Source organism: Glutamicibacter nicotianae, assembly GCF_002797775.1.
Taxonomy (GTDB): domain Bacteria; phylum Actinomycetota; class Actinomycetes; order Actinomycetales; family Micrococcaceae; genus Glutamicibacter; species Glutamicibacter nicotianae.
The window spans coordinates 512,052-531,541 of sequence record NZ_PGEY01000001.1 but is presented as its reverse complement, the minus strand read 5'-3'; the positions used below and the strand labels follow the sequence as shown (position 1 = coordinate 531,541).

General features: G+C 62.6%; 16 protein-coding genes. 8 read left to right on the top strand and 8 right to left on the bottom strand.

From position 1 onward, the window contains the following. Nucleotides 1–46: 46 nt before the first annotated feature. Nucleotides 47–2,278: a polyribonucleotide nucleotidyltransferase gene (locus ATK23_RS02395; protein ID WP_066139212.1), complete on the bottom strand. Its 2,232-nt coding sequence runs from the start codon at nucleotides 2,276–2,278 to the stop codon at nucleotides 47–49. 293 nt (nucleotides 2,279–2,571) lie between these two features. After that, nucleotides 2,572–3,768 carry an exodeoxyribonuclease VII large subunit gene (locus ATK23_RS02390; RefSeq protein ID WP_245858475.1) on the bottom strand — a complete coding sequence of 399 codons (1,197 nt, stop codon included), beginning with the start codon at nucleotides 3,766–3,768 and terminating at the stop codon, nucleotides 2,572–2,574. A gap of 465 nt (nucleotides 3,769–4,233) precedes the next feature. Between ATK23_RS02390 and ATK23_RS02385 the strand changes: the two genes are divergently transcribed. Next, nucleotides 4,234–5,277 (top strand): NAD(P)-dependent alcohol dehydrogenase, encoded by a 1,044-nt coding sequence (locus tag ATK23_RS02385; RefSeq protein ID WP_066139218.1) that lies wholly within the window; start codon nucleotides 4,234–4,236, stop codon nucleotides 5,275–5,277. Between the two features lie 100 nt (nucleotides 5,278–5,377). Here the strand turns inward: ATK23_RS02385 and ATK23_RS02380 are convergent, their stop codons facing one another. Then, nucleotides 5,378–5,980 carry a hypothetical protein gene (locus tag ATK23_RS02380; RefSeq protein WP_066139221.1) on the bottom strand — a complete coding sequence of 201 codons (603 nt, stop codon included), beginning with the start codon at nucleotides 5,978–5,980 and terminating at the stop codon, nucleotides 5,378–5,380. Nucleotides 5,981–6,180: 200 nt separating this feature from the next. On the opposite strand from ATK23_RS02380, the gene ATK23_RS16665 reads away from it, so the two are divergent. Further along, a complete protein-coding gene (locus ATK23_RS16665; RefSeq protein ID WP_255209559.1) occupies nucleotides 6,181–6,609 on the top strand; it encodes a DUF1883 domain-containing protein in 429 nt (142 codons plus the stop codon). Nucleotides 6,610–6,630: 21 nt separating this feature from the next. Here the strand turns inward: ATK23_RS16665 and ATK23_RS02370 are convergent, their stop codons facing one another. The 3 genes from ATK23_RS02370 to ATK23_RS02365 form a co-directional block, all read right to left on the bottom strand. After that, on the bottom strand, nucleotides 6,631–7,605 hold the full coding sequence (locus ATK23_RS02370) for an ADP-ribosylglycohydrolase family protein (protein WP_066139224.1): 975 nt from the start codon (nucleotides 7,603–7,605) through the stop codon (nucleotides 6,631–6,633). A gap of 171 nt (nucleotides 7,606–7,776) precedes the next feature. Further along, nucleotides 7,777–8,028, bottom strand: a complete 252-nt coding sequence (locus ATK23_RS16190) for a hypothetical protein (protein WP_157066339.1) — start codon at nucleotides 8,026–8,028, stop codon at nucleotides 7,777–7,779. A gap of 124 nt (nucleotides 8,029–8,152) precedes the next feature. Continuing rightward, nucleotides 8,153–9,472, bottom strand: coding sequence for a YjiH family protein (locus ATK23_RS02365; protein ID WP_066140273.1), 1,320 nt, complete (start codon nucleotides 9,470–9,472; stop codon nucleotides 8,153–8,155). Nucleotides 9,473–9,866: 394 nt separating this feature from the next. On the opposite strand from ATK23_RS02365, the gene ATK23_RS02360 reads away from it, so the two are divergent. The 4 genes from ATK23_RS02360 to ATK23_RS02345 all read left to right on the top strand — a co-directional run bounded on the left by ATK23_RS02360 (nucleotide 9,867) and on the right by ATK23_RS02345 (nucleotide 15,430). Next, nucleotides 9,867–10,892 carry a 3-oxoacyl-ACP synthase III gene (locus tag ATK23_RS02360; protein WP_038989634.1) on the top strand — a complete coding sequence of 342 codons (1,026 nt, stop codon included), beginning with the start codon at nucleotides 9,867–9,869 and terminating at the stop codon, nucleotides 10,890–10,892. After that, complete coding sequence (locus ATK23_RS02355) at nucleotides 10,886–13,477, top strand: alpha/beta fold hydrolase (RefSeq protein ID WP_066139227.1); 2,592 nt, start codon at nucleotides 10,886–10,888, stop codon at nucleotides 13,475–13,477. The genes ATK23_RS02360 and ATK23_RS02355 overlap by 7 nt, the downstream gene beginning before the upstream one ends. After that, complete coding sequence (locus ATK23_RS02350) at nucleotides 13,474–14,481, top strand: NAD-dependent epimerase/dehydratase family protein (RefSeq protein ID WP_083515480.1); 1,008 nt, start codon at nucleotides 13,474–13,476, stop codon at nucleotides 14,479–14,481. The genes ATK23_RS02355 and ATK23_RS02350 overlap by 4 nt, the downstream gene beginning before the upstream one ends. Before the next feature lie 88 nt (nucleotides 14,482–14,569). Next, a complete protein-coding gene (locus ATK23_RS02345) occupies nucleotides 14,570–15,430 on the top strand; it encodes a prephenate dehydratase (protein WP_066139230.1) in 861 nt (286 codons plus the stop codon). A gap of 16 nt (nucleotides 15,431–15,446) precedes the next feature. On the opposite strand, the gene ATK23_RS02340 is transcribed toward ATK23_RS02345, so the two are convergent. Together ATK23_RS02340 and ATK23_RS02335 are read right to left on the bottom strand one after the other, a co-directional pair. Beyond that, nucleotides 15,447–16,121, bottom strand: a complete 675-nt coding sequence (locus ATK23_RS02340) for a response regulator (protein ID WP_066139233.1) — start codon at nucleotides 16,119–16,121, stop codon at nucleotides 15,447–15,449. A gap of 10 nt (nucleotides 16,122–16,131) precedes the next feature. After that, nucleotides 16,132–17,733 carry a sensor histidine kinase gene (locus ATK23_RS02335; RefSeq protein ID WP_322787524.1) on the bottom strand — a complete coding sequence of 534 codons (1,602 nt, stop codon included), beginning with the start codon at nucleotides 17,731–17,733 and terminating at the stop codon, nucleotides 16,132–16,134. A 242-nt stretch (nucleotides 17,734–17,975) separates the two neighbouring features. Between ATK23_RS02335 and ATK23_RS02330 the strand changes: the two genes are divergently transcribed. Further along, complete coding sequence (locus tag ATK23_RS02330) at nucleotides 17,976–18,989, top strand: Bug family tripartite tricarboxylate transporter substrate binding protein (protein WP_066139239.1); 1,014 nt, start codon at nucleotides 17,976–17,978, stop codon at nucleotides 18,987–18,989. After that, complete coding sequence (locus ATK23_RS02325; protein ID WP_038989643.1) at nucleotides 18,986–19,489, top strand: tripartite tricarboxylate transporter TctB family protein; 504 nt, start codon at nucleotides 18,986–18,988, stop codon at nucleotides 19,487–19,489. Before ATK23_RS02330 ends, ATK23_RS02325 begins: the two co-directional genes overlap by 4 nt. Nucleotide 19,490: the final 1 nt, after the last annotated feature.

Below are 19,490 nucleotides of genomic sequence, written 5' to 3'. Positions count from 1 at the left end.
CCGATTCACCAAAGTGAATCGGGGTTTTCCTGCAGGAATCTAAAGACTACTCAGCAGCTACTGCTTCTTCAGCTTCTTCCTCGACGACTGGAGCCAGCGACAGCTTGCCACGGTCATCGATCTTGGTGATCTCCACCTGCAGCTTCTGGCCAACGCCGACGACGTCTTCGACGTCCTCGACACGCTTGCCGTCGTTGATCTTGCGCAGCTCGGAGATGTGCAGCAGGCCGTCCTTGCCCGGGGTCAGCGAAACGAACGCACCGAAGGTGGTCAGCTTCACGACGGTGCCCAGGTAACGCTCGCCGACCTCAGGAACCTGAGGGTTGGCGATGGCGTTGATGGCCGAACGGGCAGCCTCGGCGGATTCGCCGTTGGTTGCGCCGATCAGCACGGTGCCGTCATCCTCGATCGAGATGTCAGCGCCGGTGTCTTCCTGGATCTGGTTGATCATCTTGCCCTTAGGGCCGATGACCTCGCCGATCTTGTCCACTGGAATCTTCACCGAGATGATGCGCGGGGCGTTCACATTCAGCTCATCCGGAGCGTCGATGGCCTGGTTCAGCACGTTCAGGATGTGCAGGCGTGCTTCGCGAGCCTGGGTCAGCGCGGCGGCCAGCACCGAAGCCGGAATGCCATCCAGCTTGGTGTCCAGCTGGATCGCGGTCACGAACTCGGAGGTACCTGCAACCTTGAAGTCCATGTCGCCCATGGCGTCTTCGGCGCCGAGGATATCGGTCAGGGCAGCGTAACGGGTTTCGCCGTCAACGGTGTCCGAAACCAGGCCCATGGCGATGCCTGCAACCGGCGCCTTCAGCGGCACGCCGGCGTTCAGCAGCGACAGGGTCGAGGCGCAGACCGAGCCCATAGAGGTCGAGCCGTTGGAGCCCAGTGCCTCGGAGACCTGGCGGATGGCGTATGGGAATTCCTCGCGGCTTGGCAGCACTGGAACCAGCGCGCGCTCTGCCAGTGCACCGTGGCCGATTTCGCGGCGCTTCGGCGAGCCAACACGACCGGTCTCGCCGGTCGAGTATGGAGGGAAGTTGTAGTTGTGCATGTAGCGCTTGGACTTCACTGGGGACAGCGAGTCGATCTGCTGTTCCATCTTCAGCATGTTCAAGGTGGTGACGCCCATGATCTGGGTTTCGCCACGCTCGAAGATAGCCGAACCGTGCACGCGAGGCAGCACCTCGACCTCGGCGGAGAGCTGGCGGATGTCAGCCAGGCCGCGGCCGTCGATGCGGATCTGGTCGGTCAGGATGCGCTGGCGCACGATGTGCTTGGTCACCGCACCGAAGGCCTTGGAGATCTCGGACTCGCGGCCTTCGAAAGCGTTGCCTTCGCCAGCCAGCGATGCCAGGATCTCGTCCTTGTAGTCGCTTGCGGCGTTGTCGCGCTCCTGCTTGTCAGCGATGGTGTAGATCTCTGCCAAGCGGGTCGAAGCGGCAGCCTCGACAGCGGTGAAGGCATCGTCTTCGTAGTCGCGGAAGACCGGGAACTCAACGGTTTCCTTGGCAGCGCGGGCAGCCAGGTCGGCCTGGGCCTCGCACAGGACCTTGATGAATGGCTTGGCAGCCTCAAGGCCTTCGGCGACAACCTCTTCGGTTGGAGCCTGGGCGCCGCGTTCCTTGATCAGTTCCCAAGCGTTATCGGTAGCTTCGGCTTCCACCATCATGATGGCAACGTCATCGCCAGCGATGCGGCCGGCAACAACCATGTTGAAGACAGCGTTCTTCAGCTCGGAGTGCTTAGGGAAGGCAACCCACTGGGCGCCGTTTCCGTCATCAACCAGTGCAACGCGAACGCCGCCGATTGGGCCGGAGAATGGCAGGCCCGAAAGCTGGGTGGACATCGACGAAGCGTTGATTGCCACGACGTCGTACAGCTCATCCGGCTCGATGGACAGGACGGTGACGACAACCTGGACCTCGTTGCGCAGGCCCTTGACGAAGGCTGGGCGCAGCGGGCGGTCCATCAGGCGGCAAGCCAGGATGGCTTCGGTCGATGGGCGGCCTTCGCGGCGGAAGAAGCTGCCCGGGATGCGGCCGGCAGCGTACATGCGCTCCTCGACGTCCACGGTCAGCGGGAAGAAGTCGAAGCCTTCGCGCGGGTGCTTGCCGGCGGTAGTTGCCGAGAGCAGCGCGGTCTCTTCGTCGATGTAGACCATTGCCGAGCCAGCAGCCTGCTTGGCGAGGCGGCCGGTTTCGAAGCGAATGGTGCGGGTACCGTAGCGGCCGTTGTCGATCAGCGCTTCGGCGAATTGGATTTCTGGACCCTCCATTAAGGGGGTGCTCCTTTCGATCGCTCCCACATGGTGGATGAGCGAACCGTATAGCCCTACCCAGATCTGGTCTTCGATCGAGACCCGCGCTGGGGCAGCTATTTGCCCTAGCGAAAGTCACTACCGAGGACCGGGAAACTGGCGGTCGGGACCAACGGTCAGTCAGTCCTGGGAGTTATTTTCATTCGGGGCCCGCACAGAATATGCAGACCCATGTACTAGCCTACCGGGAATTGGCAAAAGACGCAGTTCTTGAGCGATGGGCGCATGCCAGCAACTTGTGGGTTCGCCATTCACTGTTGCAGCGATGCGTTGCGATGCCTGAGCAACCAGCAGAGATCACGCGGCACCGTTGCGCCTGCGATCCGCGGGCGCAGCCAGCATAGATCTACGTCCATCACGGCTCCTCGCCAATCGGATGAGTCAATGATCCTTTGAGCCCGATAGCCTCCGGTGAAAGTCCAGATCGCCCAAAGGGCAGGCAACATGGAAAGCGCTACCGTTTGGCCAGTGCCGAGGCCCGTATCGACATGGGCTGCCAGTGCCGTGAGCGCCGTCCATAGGCTCCACCACAGTCCGCGGGAAAGCGAATTGAGGCGGATTTTCTGCAGGGCCAACTCCAGCAGATCCGAATGCATTTCCCGGTTTTGCAAGCTGGCGTGCTGCTGCAGGTCATCACCCCGTTCGCGTAGTTGGACGGCGTGATTCCGGGTGTCGGCAAGTTCCTGCCTGAGCCGTGCGTTCGCCTGCTCCAGCGACGAGGTCCGGGAACCCTGTACCGACAGTTCCCGGGCCAGCTGTTCCATCTTCGTCTTGAGCTGTTTGGAGGTCGGCTGGCCGGCGAACCAGCGCCGGTTGTTTTCCGTTCTGATCGCGATCCCGGCCGTTTGCGACACATCGAAGCTGGCCGTTGCCGCACGCGCAGCAAAGGGCACATGCTCACTGTGTCCAAGTGCGGTGATGACCGGAAGTGCGCATTGGCGAATAGCTTGGATCAGTTCGCGGTCGTCGAAGGCGACGAAGTCCGCATACGATCCCCCGCCGCGCAATATGATTACGGCATCGGCCTGGCCCGGTTTGAGGCTCGAAAGCTTACGCGAGATTTCGCGCACGGCACTGGGCCCTTGGACCCTGAGCTCGGCAACTTCGACAGCAACCCGTTTCTTCACTCCTTTCGGGTGCAGTCCACGAACAAAGTCCAGGAGCACTTGGTTGTCCCGGCCACACAGCACTAGCACCTTGGAGATCTTCCCGACCGGCTCTATAGTCTCCAAGTTCTGGCTTGACTCTAGCGGGAGGCCGAATTCCCGGGATGTTTCTTGCCTGAGCAGCGCCCAAGGGCCTTTGTCTCTCGTTGCTTGAACTGCGAGGTGACCGTGATTCTCATAGTTCCCAACGGCAACCCACACTGGATTTCGTCGCCAGGAGTCGATATTTGGCCTCGCTGTCACCGTCAGTTGGTGGCCATCTCCCAGCCATGATGGGCACATGGCCGCAGGGAATTCGACTTCCACTGCACAGTCGCCGTCAAACAGCGTCGCCCATCTTTTCGATCCCATTTTTCTGACTCGTCCCACGATTTCACCTCGAAAATGCGCCGGAGGCATTCTCAAAACACTGTCTGCCAGGCTCTTTCGCAGCTGCGTTAGGGATTGAACTTCCTGGATTGCCAAATCGCTTGGATTTCTCGCCATGGCACCGACTCTAAAGGCGACCTCCGACACTATGGAAGCGCTGGATGAAGAGCTTGTGCAGGGTTGAACACCAGTTTGGCAGTAACTGATCAGCATTATTCCTATGAAGGCAGCGGAACGGCGTGGGAAATTTACTCAGACCGGGATTATTCATAGCCTGCCGATTGTTGTTCTCCATGGGCCACGCCCTGATGGGCTGCGGCGATCGCCGCAGCCCAGAACATTGCCAGTCGCAACCCGCAAGACAAAGGAAATACCCTGATGGCAACTATGGTCAACGCATACGCAGCGCACTCTGCGGCTGAAGGACTCATCCCGACACAGATTGAGCGCCGTGCTGTAGGTCCGCACGACGTCTTGATTGATATCAAGTTCTCCGGCATCTGCCACTCCGATATCCACACGGTCCGCGGTGAATGGGGAAACCAGAACTATCCGCTGGTCCCGGGCCACGAAATAGCTGGCATCGTCACCGAAGTCGGCTCAGCAGTCACCAAGCACAAGCTGGGCGATCGCGTTGGCGTGGGCTGCCTAGTCAATTCCTGCATGGAATGCGAAAACTGCCTGGCTGGCGACCAGCAGTTCTGCGAGCAGAGCGTGGGAACCTACGGTGCGCTCGACCGTGATGGCAGCATGACCCAGGGCGGCTATGCAACGCACGTCGTGGTTGACGAGAACTTCGCCTTGAACATCCCCGAAGGCATCTCCTTGGATGTCGCCGCACCCCTGCTCTGCGCCGGCATCACCACCTTCTCCCCGCTGAAGCACTGGGGCGCAGGACCGGGCAAGAAGGTTGCCGTGGTGGGACTCGGCGGCTTGGGCCATATGGCAGTCAAGCTCGCCAGTGCCATGGGCGCTGAGGTCACCGTGCTGTCGCAATCGCTGAAGAAGAGGGAGGACGGCCTGAAGCTGGGCGCCAGCGATTACCGGGCCACCAGCGACGAGAACACCTTCAAGGATCTGCGCAAGAGCTTCGATCTGATCATCAACACCGTCAGCGCCTCGATCGACATCAGCTCCTACCTCGGACTGCTGCGCGTGAACGGCACCTTGGTCAACGTTGGCGCGCCGGCTGAACCATTGCCGGTCAACGCCTTTGCTTTGATCGGCGGACGCCGTTCCTTCGCCGGTTCGCAGATCGGCGGCATCGAAGAAACCCAGGAAATGCTGGACTTCTGTGCCGAACATGGAATTGGCGCAGAAATCGAGGTCATCGATGCCACGCAGATCAACGAGGCCTACGAGCGCGTGCTGGCGTCCGACGTCCGATACCGCTTCGTGATCGATACCGCGACGCTGGCCTAGCCTAGCGATCCCAACGCACGCGCATCACGGGAACGGCGCCGGTGCTGCCTCTGCATTGCAGGGCAGAACCGGCGCCGTTCCCTTTCTGCCAGATTAGCGGCTATTCGCGGCGGCGCGAGCGTCGCGTGCGGGGACTGCCCGTTTGGTTCCCGAGCTCCGTGACACCTGCTGTTGTGGCGGGCGCAGGCAAGATCGCCTTTATCTCGGCGAGCTCGGCCTGCAGTTGCACCACCATACCGCGGAGATTCAGCATCTCCTTCCGGCGCCGGCGGGCAGCCCGGAAAGTCCGGATCATAATGGCAATGATCAATGGAATGGCCACGAGCAGCGCCCATCCGCTGCACGTAAAGAAGTCGAGAGCCACCGGCAGGGCCTGCCTGAATTCCCAGAAGGAGTTCACTCCCCCGGCGATTGCTTCCAAAGCCGATTCCAGGGGAACCAGTTGCTGGCCCACGATCGGGGTTCCGGATAGTTCCGGTGCGCTCACCGGGGGCTCGCCTGCGGTCCACCGCGGATCACCCAGCCGTTTCAGGATATAGATCCCGGCGCCGGCGTTGAGAGTAGCGAACAGGAGCACCGAGGCAAGCGAGACAGCCACCAGTTGGCGCCGGCGCCATAAACCCACAGCGACGGCAAAGGCCAGCACCAGAATCCAAATCCACAGTCGAAGTTGTTCAAGGCCAATGCCGGTCAAAATATCCATGAATCTTGCCTTATTGCTCTTGGCCGTCACGGCCCCCAATTGCGTGGGAATTTATCCCATGCAAGTAGCGTATCCCCCGGTAGCGGACAATCCGCCGCTTGGCTGGTTGACGGAACTTGAAATCGAGATGGCCGGAAGGTTCTGTGGCATCTCTGGCATCAGATGAGGTGGCATAGCCTCCCATTCCTAATCCCCGAGTCGTGTTGGCCACCAGCTCTTGCCCAGAAGCTGGTTCCCGTTGCCGCGACGGTCCATCTTCTGGGTTAATAGGCTTGGGTCTGCTAATCGGTGGATCATCCGAACCCCGGAGGCAGGCATTGACGGAACCCAATTTCGCTGAGTACTACTGGGAGTTCCTTGAACGGGGAACTATCTTGGCAGTGACGCTCAGCGGTCCGGCCAATCTCCGATTGATGGATCCAGAGAATTTCGCGGCATTCCAAGACGGAGAAAAATTCGAATCGTATGGTGGGCTGGCACGCCGGGCACCCTACCGGATCAAGGTGCCCAAATCCGGGCCCTGGTTTCTCGCGATCGATTTGGCAGGTCTTGGCGTGCGCGGGGTACGCCACGAAGTCAGCGTCGTACCTCCACAGAAGCTGGAGGCGAGGCGCACTTCCCGTGACTAGCCGGACGGCAGGTCCGGGAACTTAGCCTGCAAGATCGTTTGAAATATCAATGAGCTCCTGCATCCGCATTCCTGGCCAGCCGTGGACCATCTCCACCCACTGCTCCGGGATGCTTTCCAAGCCAGTGGCCGCGCCGATAAGCGATCCGGCGATGGCTGCCACGGTGTCGGTATCCACGCCTCCGCGAACGGCAGCTTCCACCACCGGAACCAAGCGGGCTTTCCCGTCCACCGCATCGGCGGTGGCGATGGCGCTCCAGGCCGCCTGGAATGCTTCAACAACCCAGCCATTGTTGCCGAAGTCCCGAGGCAGTTGGGTTTCGGCCTGCCCCATGCGCTGTTCCCACACGTGGGCGCGATCTGGCTTGAGAAGCTCAAGCCCGATGCGAATATCGAGTTCTCCGGTGAGCACCGCGTGCTGAATGGCGACGGTCCACAGACCGCACGCTTCAGCGGCTTCGTCATCGAAATGGGTCAGCTTGCTGATGGCCGCCGCTGCGTCGAATGCGGCGGCAGGCGTTCCGGACAGATAAGCCAGGGCAACCGGTGCTGTGCGCATCAGGCTGCCGTTGCCTCCCGAGCGGCCGGTTCGCCTGTGGATCTGCTCGGAACCGGCGAGCGCGTCTTCGGCGTTGGGTTCAGTTCTCCCGTCAGCAGACGCGGTGCTCTGGGCGAAGGCGAGGACGGCACGGGTCTGGTTGCCGACGTCCGGTGCGTTCACCGCCCATCTGGCCCATTCGCGCACCATGTAATCGCTTGCGGCGCCATCAAGCTTGCCGTGGGAACCCAGCAGGCCCTGGGCAACGACTATCGCCATCGAGGTATCGTCGGTCCACTCCCCGGGTGCAAAGTTGCCCAGCCCTCCGCCGATCATGTCCACTTGCGCGGAATCGGGCAACGGCGCATTGAATTCATAGCCCGCGCCTAGGGCGTCGCCGGCAGCCATGCCGGTCATGACCCCGAGAATCCGATCTAGCACTTCTACTGGATATGCCATGCGTGCCTTTCTATGGGTGGTCGCCAAGGCAGCGAAGAACTGCCCAGGATCACTGTACCGATGCGCACCGACACCATGGCAGGCCGCGCGGTTTCGGATTACCGCAGCCACAAATGGCCAATGCCCTGCAGGAACCGGGTTCCTGCAGGGCATTGGCTGTCTTGGTTTGGGTCACGGTGTCCGGGTGAATCCAGGTGATGGCGGGGTCGTCGGGTCTGACGGGTGCCCCGGTGGCGGTTGCGTGGGATCCAGCGGGCCTGGAGGCGCCATCGGGCCATCCGGGTGCGAAGGGCTCGGCGGCGCATCCGGGTGGGATGGGCTTGGCGGTGCGTCGGGAGCCGGCGGCTGCGCAGGAGGCTCAGGCTGGTCGGGAATACTCGGATCGCCCTGCACCGGAACACCTGATTCGTTTAAATGATTCATGGGAACCTGCCTTCCTTCATATCGATCCGACCATTCAACGACGGATCACCGGTGCGATGCAACGGCATTCAGGCTTCGCAAAGCTGGGACAGCAACAGGCCTGGGCGGAAGCTGCCCAGCCCACCTACAAGAGCAGGCGCACGATCGGTGTCGCGATGAGGATGGTCAGGACAACGCGCACGAACCAGATGGCAACCATTTGCGGGATGTTCAGCGGAATCTGCGTTGCCAGGACGCATGGCACCAGTGCCGAGAAGAAGATGATCGCCGAGACGCAAACAATGGCGATCACCATGCGCAGCTCGATCGATTCATGTCCCGCAACCAGGGTCGCTGGCAGGAACATTTCGGCGATGCCGGTCGCCGACGCCTTGCCGGCCAGTAGCGGATCTTCCAACCCGACGATCCAGGCGAAGGGCACGAACAGGTAGCCCAGCCAGTCGAAGACCGGAGTGAAGCGTGCCACCACCAGCCCGAGCAGTCCGACGGAAAGAATGGATGGCAAGATCGCCATCGCCATTTTCAGTCCGTCCCACACATTGGCGCCGATGTTCTTGGCCAGCGACGGTGCCCGCCGAGAGGCTCCCAGAGCTTCGTTCCAGGCCACGCGTGCGCGGTTGCCAGTGACCACCTGTTCCTTGTCGTGCTCCATGCCCAGGTACGTGGTGTCCGGAACCCGGCTCAACGGCGGAATGCGCACCGAAATGACAGTCACCGCAAAGGTGACGACCAGCGACAGCCAGAAGTACAGGCTCCAGTGGTCCATCAGATCCAGCGCCTTGGCAACGATCACCATGAAGCTGGCTGACACCGTGGAAAAGCCGGTAGCGATAATGGCCGCTTCGCGTCCGGTATAGCGCCCACCGCGGTACATGCGGTCGGTGATCAGCAATCCCAGCGAGTAGCTGCCAACGAAGGACGCCACGGCATCCACGGCCGAACGGCCTGGTGTACGCCAAATCGGGCGCATGATCGGCTGGCAGAAGACGCCGAGGAATTCCATCAGGCCGTAGCCCACCAGCAAGGCCAGGAAGATGGCCCCCACGGGAACGATCAGGCCTACGGGAATCACCAATTTTTCCAGCAGGAACGGCCCCATGTCCGGATCGTTGAGCCATGCTGGGGCGAAGTCGAACAGCAGGGAGCAGCCGACAACCAGGCCGAGGATGTTCAAGAACGCGAAGACGCCCCGGACCTTTGATGCCTTCCAGCCACCGGTGGCGAAGGGAAGAACCGTTCCGCAGACGAGCATCAGCAAGATGATGTACGGAACCACCGGTGCCGCGGCCGTTTGGATCCAGGTAATCAGGTGATCCAGCGGGATGGTGCTCTTGCCGTTGATGGTGATGGGCAGGAAGAAGAACACGATGCCGACGAGGCTGTAGACCACGAATCGCAGAACGACTGGGAACGTGCCTTGGGTTTCAACGCTTGAAGTTGTCATTGGATACCGCTTTTCGATGAGGACAGGGCCGTCGAAATGAATCGATGCGATATCCAATACAACGCGATCTTCAACCGTGAATGTGAGCTGGATCGCTTTTCTTGTCCGGGGTTTCAGACTTGCTTTCGATCAGCTGTGCGGATGGAAGAAAGGCCACAGGATGAACGGCCCACTTTTCATGATTCTCATAGGACTAGTCTGTAGGATCGATATAGTCTGCATAGATCCTGCATCTAGCTTTCGGCTGAAAACTCGCGCTCAAGTACGTCTTGGCGCGATGCAGGGAATAACCTAGGGAGTATACATACGCAGCCCTGGGCACTTTCCCGTCGGCACAGACGTTTCAACGCAGTACGCAGCATATAGATAGTCCAGCAGAAACGAAGGCACCATTTTGAACGGCAATGCCACCTTTAAGCACCACAACGTTGCGCTTTTATCAGTGAACAGCGTTCTCGCACCAGAGGTGGTGAGCTCGGCAGAATTCGATGAGCGGCTGGCTCCTAGCCTGAAACGCCTGCGCCTGTCCAAGAAGCTTCTGGAACGTGTCTCCGGTGTCAAGGAACGCCGTTGGTGGTCCGACGGTGTCGGCTTTGACGATGCCGCGATCATGGCCGGCAAAAAGGCCCTGGATGCCGCTGGTGTCGACGCCAGCAGCATCGGACTGCTCATCAACACGTCGGTGACCCGCCGCAACCTGGAACCATCGGTGGCCTCCAAGGTGCACAACGGCTTGGGCCTGCCCTCCTCTGCCATGAACTTCGACGTGGCCAACGCGTGCCTCGGTTTCGTCAATGGCATGAGCCTGGCGGCGAACATGATCGACTCGGGCCAGATCAAGTACGCCCTGATTGTTGCCGGCGAAGATTCCAAGCCGACCCAGGAAACCACCTTCCAGCGCCTGAACGCCGAGAATTCCACGCGCGATGACTACATGCGTGAATTCGCCACCCTGACCCTGGGCTCCGGTGCCGCGGCTGCGGTCATCGGCCCGGCCGATGCGCACCCGGATGCGCACCGCATCCTCGGCGGCGTCTCGCGAGCCGGCACCGAGCACCACGAACTGTGCGTCGGAGGCCCCTCGGGCATGTACACGGACACCAAGGGCCTGCTGGACAACGGCCTGGAACTGGTGGTGAACGCTTGGAACGAAGCCCATCAGTCGGGTTGGAACTGGAAATCCATGGACCGCTACGTCACCCACCAGGTGTCCAAGTCCTACACCAACGCCATCATCAAGGCCGTCGGACTGGTCAAGGACCGCGTGCCGATCACGTTCTCCAAGTGGGGCAACGTCGGTCCGGCTTCCCTGCCGATGACCCTGTCCCAGGAAGCTGATTCGCTGAAGAAGGGCGACCGGGTGCTCTGCATGGGCGTCGGTTCCGGCCTGAACACCGCGATGATGGAGATTGCCTGGTGACCGAGCTGTTCCCCGGTGTAGATGCAATTTACTCGACGTATCTTCAAGTGCCGTCCACCTCGCAGGTTGACACCCCGGGCAGCACGCACCGGTGGCACATCCTGGACAACCATGAAGAACTCCAGCAACGTGGCATCGATCCGGTCGGCACCCTGCTGTGCGTGCATGGCAACCCCACCTGGTCCTACCTCTGGCGCAGCCTGCTGAACCACGTCAGCGAGCACTCATTGCCGTGGCGCGTGGTGGCAGTCGACCAGCTGGACATGGGCTTCTCCGAGCGGACCGGCACCTTCCGCCGCCTGGCCGACCGGGTCAACGACCTGGGCGACCTGACCGGCGCGCTGGGGCTGACCGGCAAGGTCACCACCGTGGGCCACGACTGGGGCGGCATCATTTCCCTGGGCTGGGCCGTCTCCCATCAGGAGCAGCTGGAAAACGTGGTGCTGACGAACACCGCAATCCACCCGGCAGGCTTCGAGCTTCCCGCCGCGCTGAAACTCGCCTCCCACCCTGCGGTGCATTCCTGGGGCACCAAGACCTCCCCTGCTTTCTTGCAGGTCACCCACTCGTTGGCGCAACCGGCCTTGGCCCCTGAGGTCCGCAAGGCCTTCATGGCCCCGTACACCAGCGCCGCGAAGCGCGATGGAGTTGCCAACTTTGTCGCCGATATCCCTTTCTCCCCCGAGCACCCGAGCCGCCCTGCCCTGGACGAGATCTCGCAGGCCGTGCGCTCGCTGAAGGTGCCGGCCCTGATGCTCTGGGGCCCGAAGGACCCGGTCTTCTCCGACCGGTACCTGCGCGATCTGCTCTCCCGCCTGCCGCACGCCCAGGTGCACCGCTTCGAGGGCTCCAGCCATCTGGTGGGCGAGGACAACGACATCGCCGCCCCGATCTTCCAGTGGCTTGCCGGCGAGAAAGAATCCAGGAACACCTCGCGGGCCGAATCCCTGGGCGATTACCGTCCGATGCTTGCCGAACTCGATTCGCGCACCAATGACCATTCGGCAGCTGTGGTGGACATCAACCCTGCGCGCTCGCTGTCCTGGGCCGAGCTGGGTGAGCGGGTGAACGCCCTGGCCACCGGCTTGCGCCAGATCGGGGTGAAGGCCGGAGACCGGGTGAACCTGCTGGTGCCCCCGGGCATCGAGCTGACCTCGCTGATCTATGCTTGCCTGCGCTTGGGCGCGGTCATCGTGGTGGCTGATGCAGGCCTGGGCGCCAAGGGCATGGGACGCGCCATCAAGGGTTCCGGCCCCCGCTTCCTGATCGGCATCGAGCGTGCCCTGACCGGCGCACGGCTCTTCGGCTGGCCAGGCACCAGGATTTCTGCAGACAACCTGCCAGCTGCCAAGCGCAAGCTGCTGGGCGTTGCCCACACCCTGCCCGAGCTCTATGCAGCCGGCGGCAAGGCAGCCACCGGATCCTCGGCCTTCGAGCCGGCCGACCCGGATGCCGACGCGGCAGTGCTGTTCACCTCCGGCTCCACCGGCCCGGCCAAGGGCGTGGTGTACACGCACCGCCAGCTGGCAGCCATGCGCGATACCCTGCGCGAAACCTACAACCTGAAGGCCGGTTCCGCGCTGGTGGCAGGCTTCGCGCCGTTCGCGCTGCTGGGTCCTGCGCTGGGCGCCACCTCGGTCACCCCCGACATGGACGTGACCGCCCCGCGGACCCTGACCGCCACCGCATTGGCCGATGCGGCCGCCGCCGTGCACGCCACCACGGTCTTCGCCTCACCCGCGGCGCTGGCCAACGTGCTGGAAACCAAGGATGCGCTGGATCAGGTCCAGCGCAAGACCCTGGAAGGGGTCTCGCTGATGCTTTCGGCCGGGGCACCGATCCCCGAACCATTGCTGGCCAAGGTGCAGGAACTGGTTCCGCAGGCCGAGGTCCACACCCCCTATGGCATGACCGAGGCCTTGCCGGTCACCGATATCGACCTTCCCGGCATCCGCACCGCCGGCCAGGGCAATGGCGTGTGCGTCGGCACGGCTGTCGCCGGGGCCACGGTTGCCATCGCGCCGATTGATGCGTTGGGCGTGGCCGGCGATAAGCCGGAATTCACCCCGAATGCCACAGGCGAGATCCTGGTGCGTGCGCCGCACGTCAAGGACCGCTACGACCGCTTGTGGATCACCGAACAGCACAGCAGCTCGATCCCCGGCTGGCATCGCACCGGCGATGTCGGGCACCTGGATGACCAGGGGCGGCTCTGGGTCGAGGGCCGGCTGGGCCATGTGTTGCGCACCGCCACCGGCGCGATTACCCCGGTGGCGGCCGAGCACGCTGCCGAGGCGGTCGCCGGGGCCGGCCGTGCCGCGCTGGTTGGCGTGGGACCCGACGGAACCCAGGCAGCAGTCGTCGTCATGGAGACCGTGCCCCCGGCCCGCAAGCCGGGCCCGGCCAGCAGCGAACTGGCGCGCCAGGTGCGCTCCGCGGTCGCTGCCACCGGCACCGACGTGGCGGCCGTGCTGGTAGTGCCCAACCTGCCGACGGATATCCGCCATAACTCGAAGATTGACCGTGCCGCGCTAGCCGGCTGGGCCGCCGCTACGCTCGCCGGTGGAAGGATCCGCAACCCGTGAGTGCTCCAGACACTGCTTCGACCCCTCGCCGCGTGCTGGTCACCGGCGCCAGCGGCATGCTCGGAGGCGCCGTGGCACAGCTGCTGCGCGACAACGGCCACCACGTGCGCACCTTCCAGCGCGGTGCCTCGGCCGGTGCCACCGATGAAGTCCGCGGATCGCTGACCGATCTGGACGCCGTGGCTGCTGCCGTAAAGTCCATGGATGCAGTCATCCATCTGGCGGCAAAAGTCTCCTTTACCGGCCAGTGGGAGGATTTCGTCACCACGAATATCGACGGAACCAGCAATCTGCTGGCAGCCTCCAAGGAATCAGGCGTCAAGGATTTCGTTTTCGTTTCCTCGCCATCCGTAGCCCACTTTGGCGATTCGCTGGCCGGCGCCGGTGCCGGCGACGCCGATCCGCAGCAGGCGCGTGGATTCTATGCACGTTCCAAGGCGGCCGCCGAGCTGGAGGCCCTGGGCAACGATTCGCCCGAGTTCCGGGTGGCAGCCATCCGCCCGCATGTGGTGTGGGGGCCAGGCGATACCCAGCTGGTGGAGCGGGTCATCGCGCGGGCCAAGGCCGGACGGCTCCCGTTGCTGGACCATGGCGCAGCGTTGATCGACACCACCTATATCGACAACGCGGCGGCTGCCATCGTTCGCGGCTTGGAGCGCATGGACCACGCCCATGGACGTGCCCTGGTAGTCACCAATGGCGAACCCCGTCCGGTGGGCGAATTGATTGCCGGCATCTGCCAGGCCGGCGGGGCCCCTGCCCCGAAGCTCAACGTTCCGGGCTGGCTGGCCCGCGGTGCCGGTTCAGTGATCGAGAAGTTGTGGCTGGCCGCCGGTTCGCGCAACCTCGTGCACGATGAGCCGCCGATGACGCGTTTCCTCGCCGAGCAGCTGTCCACCGCGCACTGGTTCGACCAGCGGGCAACGCATGAAATCCTCGATTGGAAGCCCGAAGTCACCATCGACGAGGGACTGCAGAAGCTCACCGCGCACTACCGGAACTAATTGGCCTGCAAGGCGCCCGGCAGCCGCCTCGACGTCATCTGCTTTCTCCGATTCCGGCCCCGCCATGGCGCTGGGATATGTTGGTTCAATGCGCAAGAAGATTTCCTACCAGGGCGAGGCCGGCTCCAACTCGAATATGGCCTGCATGCAGCGTTTCCCCGAGATGGAAGCCATTCCGTGCGCCAGCTTCGAGGATGCCTTCGCCATGGTGGAAAACGGCGAGGCCGAGCTGGCAATGATTCCGATCGAGAATTCCATTGCCGGCCGCGTTGCCGACATCCACGTCCTGCTCCCCGAGTCCGATCTGCACATCGTCGGCGAGCACTACCTGCGCATCCGCTTCGACCTGCTCGGGCTGCCTGGCAGCAGCATCGCCGAAGCCACCGAAGTGCACAGCCACATCCATGCGCTGGGCCAGTGCCGCAAGGTCATCCGCGAGCACGGGCTGACCCCGGTGATTGCCGGCGATACCGCAGGTTCGGCGCGCGAAGTGCGCGACTGGAATGATCCTGCCAAGCTCTCGCTCGCACCTCCCATGGCGGCCGAGCTGTACGGCTTGGAGGTACTGGCCTCCGGGGTCGAAGATGACCAGACGAATACGACCCGCTTCGTAGTGCTCGCCCGCGAGCAGCAATTGCCGCACCGTTCGCAGCTTCCGGACTCTGTGATTACCACCTTGGTGTTCCAGGCACGCAACGTGCCCAGCGCCCTGTACAAGGCATTGGGCGGATTCGCGACGAACGGCGTGAACATCACCCGCCTGGAAAGCTACATGGTCGGTTCGTCCTTCGCCGCCACCACCTTCATGGTGGACATCGAGGGCCACCCCGAGGATTTGCCGGTGCGCCTGGCTTTGGAAGAGCTGGAATTCTTCACCTGGGAAATCAAGATCCTCGGCACCTATGCGGCCAGCGAGCATCGCCAACGCAATACGGCGGCATTCGTCTAGGCCAGGTTCTGGGGAACTATGCCCGCCAGGAGTAGCGGCGTTCGGGCCTGCCGACTCCGCCGTAGCGCAGATTCACCTGCGCCAAGTTCTCGTCGGCAAGATACTCCAGGTACCGGCGAGCGCTGACCCGGGAGGTTCCGAGCTTTTCAGCCGTTTCGGTGGCCGAGATGGGTTCGGCGGCTTCCTTGACGATGTTCTGGACCAGCTCCATGGTTTCGGCGCTGCAGCCTTTGGGCAGCGGGCGGCGCTGCTGCCCGGCGAGTCCGAAAAGCCTGTTGACGTCAGCTTGCTGCAGTTCCTGGTCGGTTGCCTGGCCCAGCGGCTGATAGGTCTTTGCGTAGTGCTCCAGGCGCTCGCGCAGGTCCTCGCGCGAGAAGGGCTTCATCAGGTAGTGGACAATCCCTCCGCGCAGCGCACGGCGCACGGTCTCCATTTCCCGCGCCGCACTGATCACCAGGACGTCGAGTTCCGGCTGGACTTCGCGCAAACGCTGCAACAGGTCCAGTCCATTCATGTCGGGCAAGTGGATGTCGAGCAAGATCAGATCCGGAGATAGCGCGGCGGCGGCCTTGAGCGCGTCGCTCGCGGAGTGCGCCACGCCGACCACGGTAAATCCAGGCTCGCTGTTGACGAACCCTGCGTGCACCTTGGCGACCATGAAGTCATCGTCGATCACCAGTACTTTGATCACTTCTTGCTTCCTACTTCCTGAGCGTGGCGGTAAATCGGGCACCGTGGTCATTGGCTGCGGCCAGCTCACCGCCGCGGCGCCGGCACACCAGGCGGCTGATCGCCAGGCCGAAGCCCCGGCCGCCGGAGACCGAGCTGTCCTTGGTGGAGAAACCCTGGGTGAAGATCTCGTCGATGGCATCTTCGGCGATCCCTTCTCCATTGTCGCTCACGATGACGCGGACCAGCTCGTTGGTTTCCTCGATGCCGACCTTGATTTGAGGCGTGGATGCCGAGATGGCCGCGTCCATCGCATTATCGACGAGATTGCCGATCACCGTGGTCAGATCCCGCGCCAGCTGGTCCTCGCACCGGCCCAAGGCCGAGTTCGGCACCATCGCCAGGTGCACTCCGCGTTCGGTGGCGACGCTGGACTTGGCAATCAGCAGCGCGGCAATCGTGGGTTCTGCGATGCAGGCGGAGACGTCCTCGAAGATCTTGCTCCGGCTGAAGCTCACGCCATCGATGAAGCCGATGACCTCGTCGTATTCCTCGAGCTGGATCAATCCGGAAATCGCGTGCAGCTGGTTGGCGAATTCGTGGGTCTGCGCCCTGAGCATGTCGGCAGTCGCTTTGCTGTCGCCCAGTTCCTGCTCCAGCAAGGTCAGTTCGGTCTTGTCGCGGAAGGTGGTGACGGAGCCCAGGTCCCGCCTGGCGGTCTTGACCGGCATGCGGTTGAACACCAGGACCCGCTCGCCGACAAGGAACTGCCGGTCGGGCTGCTCCTGGCTGGTATTCAGCGCGTGCCGCACCTGCGGCGCCACCTCCAATTCGTCCAGGGTCTTGCCGACACAGTCATCAGGCAGTTGCAGCAGCTCGACGGCGATGTCATTGGCCAGCATCACCCGGCTGTCCGGAGACACCGAGATGATGCCTTCCTTGACTCCGTGCAGCAGGGCCTCTCGGTGCTCGAACAGCTCCGCGATTTCGCCCGGTTCCATCCCGCGGGTCTGGTGCTTGACCCTGCGGGAGAGCAGTACCGAGCCGGTGGTTCCCAGCACCAGGGAAATGAGCAGGGTGGCCAAGGCGCTGGGAGCGATATCCTGGATCATTTCGCCGGTACTGGGATAGCTTTGGCCTGCGCTGACAATGCCGACCATCTTCCCGTCGTCATCCAGCACCGGTACCTGGGCAATCAGCACATGGTTGCCATTGCGCCAGATTTCCCCGGTCCATCCGCGGCCTTCGGCGACAGCGGATTCGGGGTGCAAGATCGAGGTTCCCACTTCATCGGGGTAGCTGGAGGTGATGACGGTGCCCTGGGGATCGGCGATGATCACGAATTGCAATCCCGAGGTGCTGCGTACCGATTCACCCATGGCAGGCAACGCCGAGCCCATTTCCGGCTCCGCTTGCGGAAGCAGAACGCGCAGCAGCGGGTTGGCGGCCAGCGATTCGGCTGCCGAGAGGCTGCGGCGCCCCTCGATCTTCTCGAAGTTATTGGTGGCCTGGGTCAGCGCGACCGTGATGACTCCGGCGAGCACCACCGCGATAATCAGCAATTGCAGGACCAGGTACTGTCCGGCCAGGGTCATCCTGCGGCGCGGGTACAGCTGAGCGAGAAATAAACGCATGGACTTCATTGCCTCGCCCCCCAAAAAATCCAGAATCCCATTGCGGCCCCCGGCAAGCCCCCGCTGGGCGGCTTGCAGCTGGCACTGTGCTACCTTACCGAAGATTTGAATGGTTCAGATCACAATTTCCGGTTACACAATGAACAGTATTTTCTTTGAGTACGCAAGAGTGACCGGATTCACCATCGCGCATAGGTTGGAATCACTCGCAACCCCGATGAAAGCAAAGAGGCTGAGTCAACATGAAACCATTCAAGTCCTTCCGTGCCCTGACGGCGCTGGCCGCGGCTGCCGCGCTTGCACTGACCGCCACCGGCTGCGGCGTGACCTCCGAGACCTCCAGCACCGACGCTGCAGAGTCCAAGGGCCCAATCGCGAACCTTCGCATCATGGTGCCGAACACCCCAGGCGGCGGCTACGACACCACCGCCCGCGTTGCTGCCAAGGTGATGGATGACGCGTCGCTGGCCAGCAACCCAGAAGTCTTCAACCTTGCAGGTGCCGGCGGTACCGTCGGCCTGGCCCGCATTGTCAACGAGAAGGGCAACGGCGATCTGGCCATGCTCATGGGCCTGGGCGTAGTCGGTGCCAGCTACACCAACGAAACCGACGCCAAGTTGACCGATACCACGCCGATTGCCAAGCTCATCGAAGAGCCCGGAGCGATCATGGTGTCCAAGGATTCGCCATACAAGACCATCGATGACTTGGTGAAGGCCTGGAAGAAGGATCCGAGCAAGCTCTCGGTCGGCGGCGGCTCCTCCCCTGGCGGACCTGACCACCTGCTGCCGATGCAGCTGGCCGAAGCCGTGGGCATTGATCCCAAGGACGTGAACTTCGTGTCCTACGACGGCGGCGGCGATTTGCTGCCTGCCATCCTGGGCAACAAGCTGGCCTTCGCGGCCTCCGGTGCCGGCGAGTACATGCAGCAGATCGAAGAGGGCTCCGTGCGCGTGCTGGCCACCAGCGGCGAGGAGCGCCTCGAAGGCGTGGACGCACCAACCCTGAAGGAATCGGGTATCGACCTGGTGTTCTCCAACTGGCGCGGCCTGGTGGCTCCACCGGAGATCTCCGAGGAGGACAAGGCCAAATGGGTCAACCTGATCACCGAAATGCATGATTCGGCCGAATGGCAGGAAGCCTTGAAGACCAACGGCTGGAGCGACGCCTTCATGACCGGCGATGAGTTCTCCGCCTTCCTCACCGAGCAGGACGAGCGCGTTGCCAGCGTCCTGAAGACCCTGGGTCTGGCGTGAGCGAAGTAAGCACCGCAAAGAAGAAACGCGTCGAACTCCTGTTCGCCGCGTTTCTTCTTCTCGTCGGAATCATTGTGTTTGTTGATGCGTCGCAGCTGCATGTGACGTACTCCCAGGCAGACGTGGTCGGCCCCAAGGCCCTTCCCTACGTCGTCTCGGGCATTCTTGTTCTTTCAGCCATTGCCTTGGCCATCACCGTGATGCGCGGAAACCTCGCCGAGGGCGAAGAAGGCGAAGACGTGGATCTGAGCCAGCCCTCGGACTGGAAGGTCCTGCTGCCGCTGATCGGCGTCTTCGTGCTGAACCTGCTGATCGTGAACTGGGCTGGCTGGGTCATCTCGGGAACCATCATGTTCTTCGGTGCGGCGACCTGCCTGGGCGCCCGGCGCTGGGTTTTGACCCTGGTCATTTCCCTCGCACTGGCTCTCGGTTCCTTCTACGGCTTCTACCTTGGCCTGGGCATCAAGCTTCCGGCCGGAATCCTCTCGGGGGTGCTGTAAG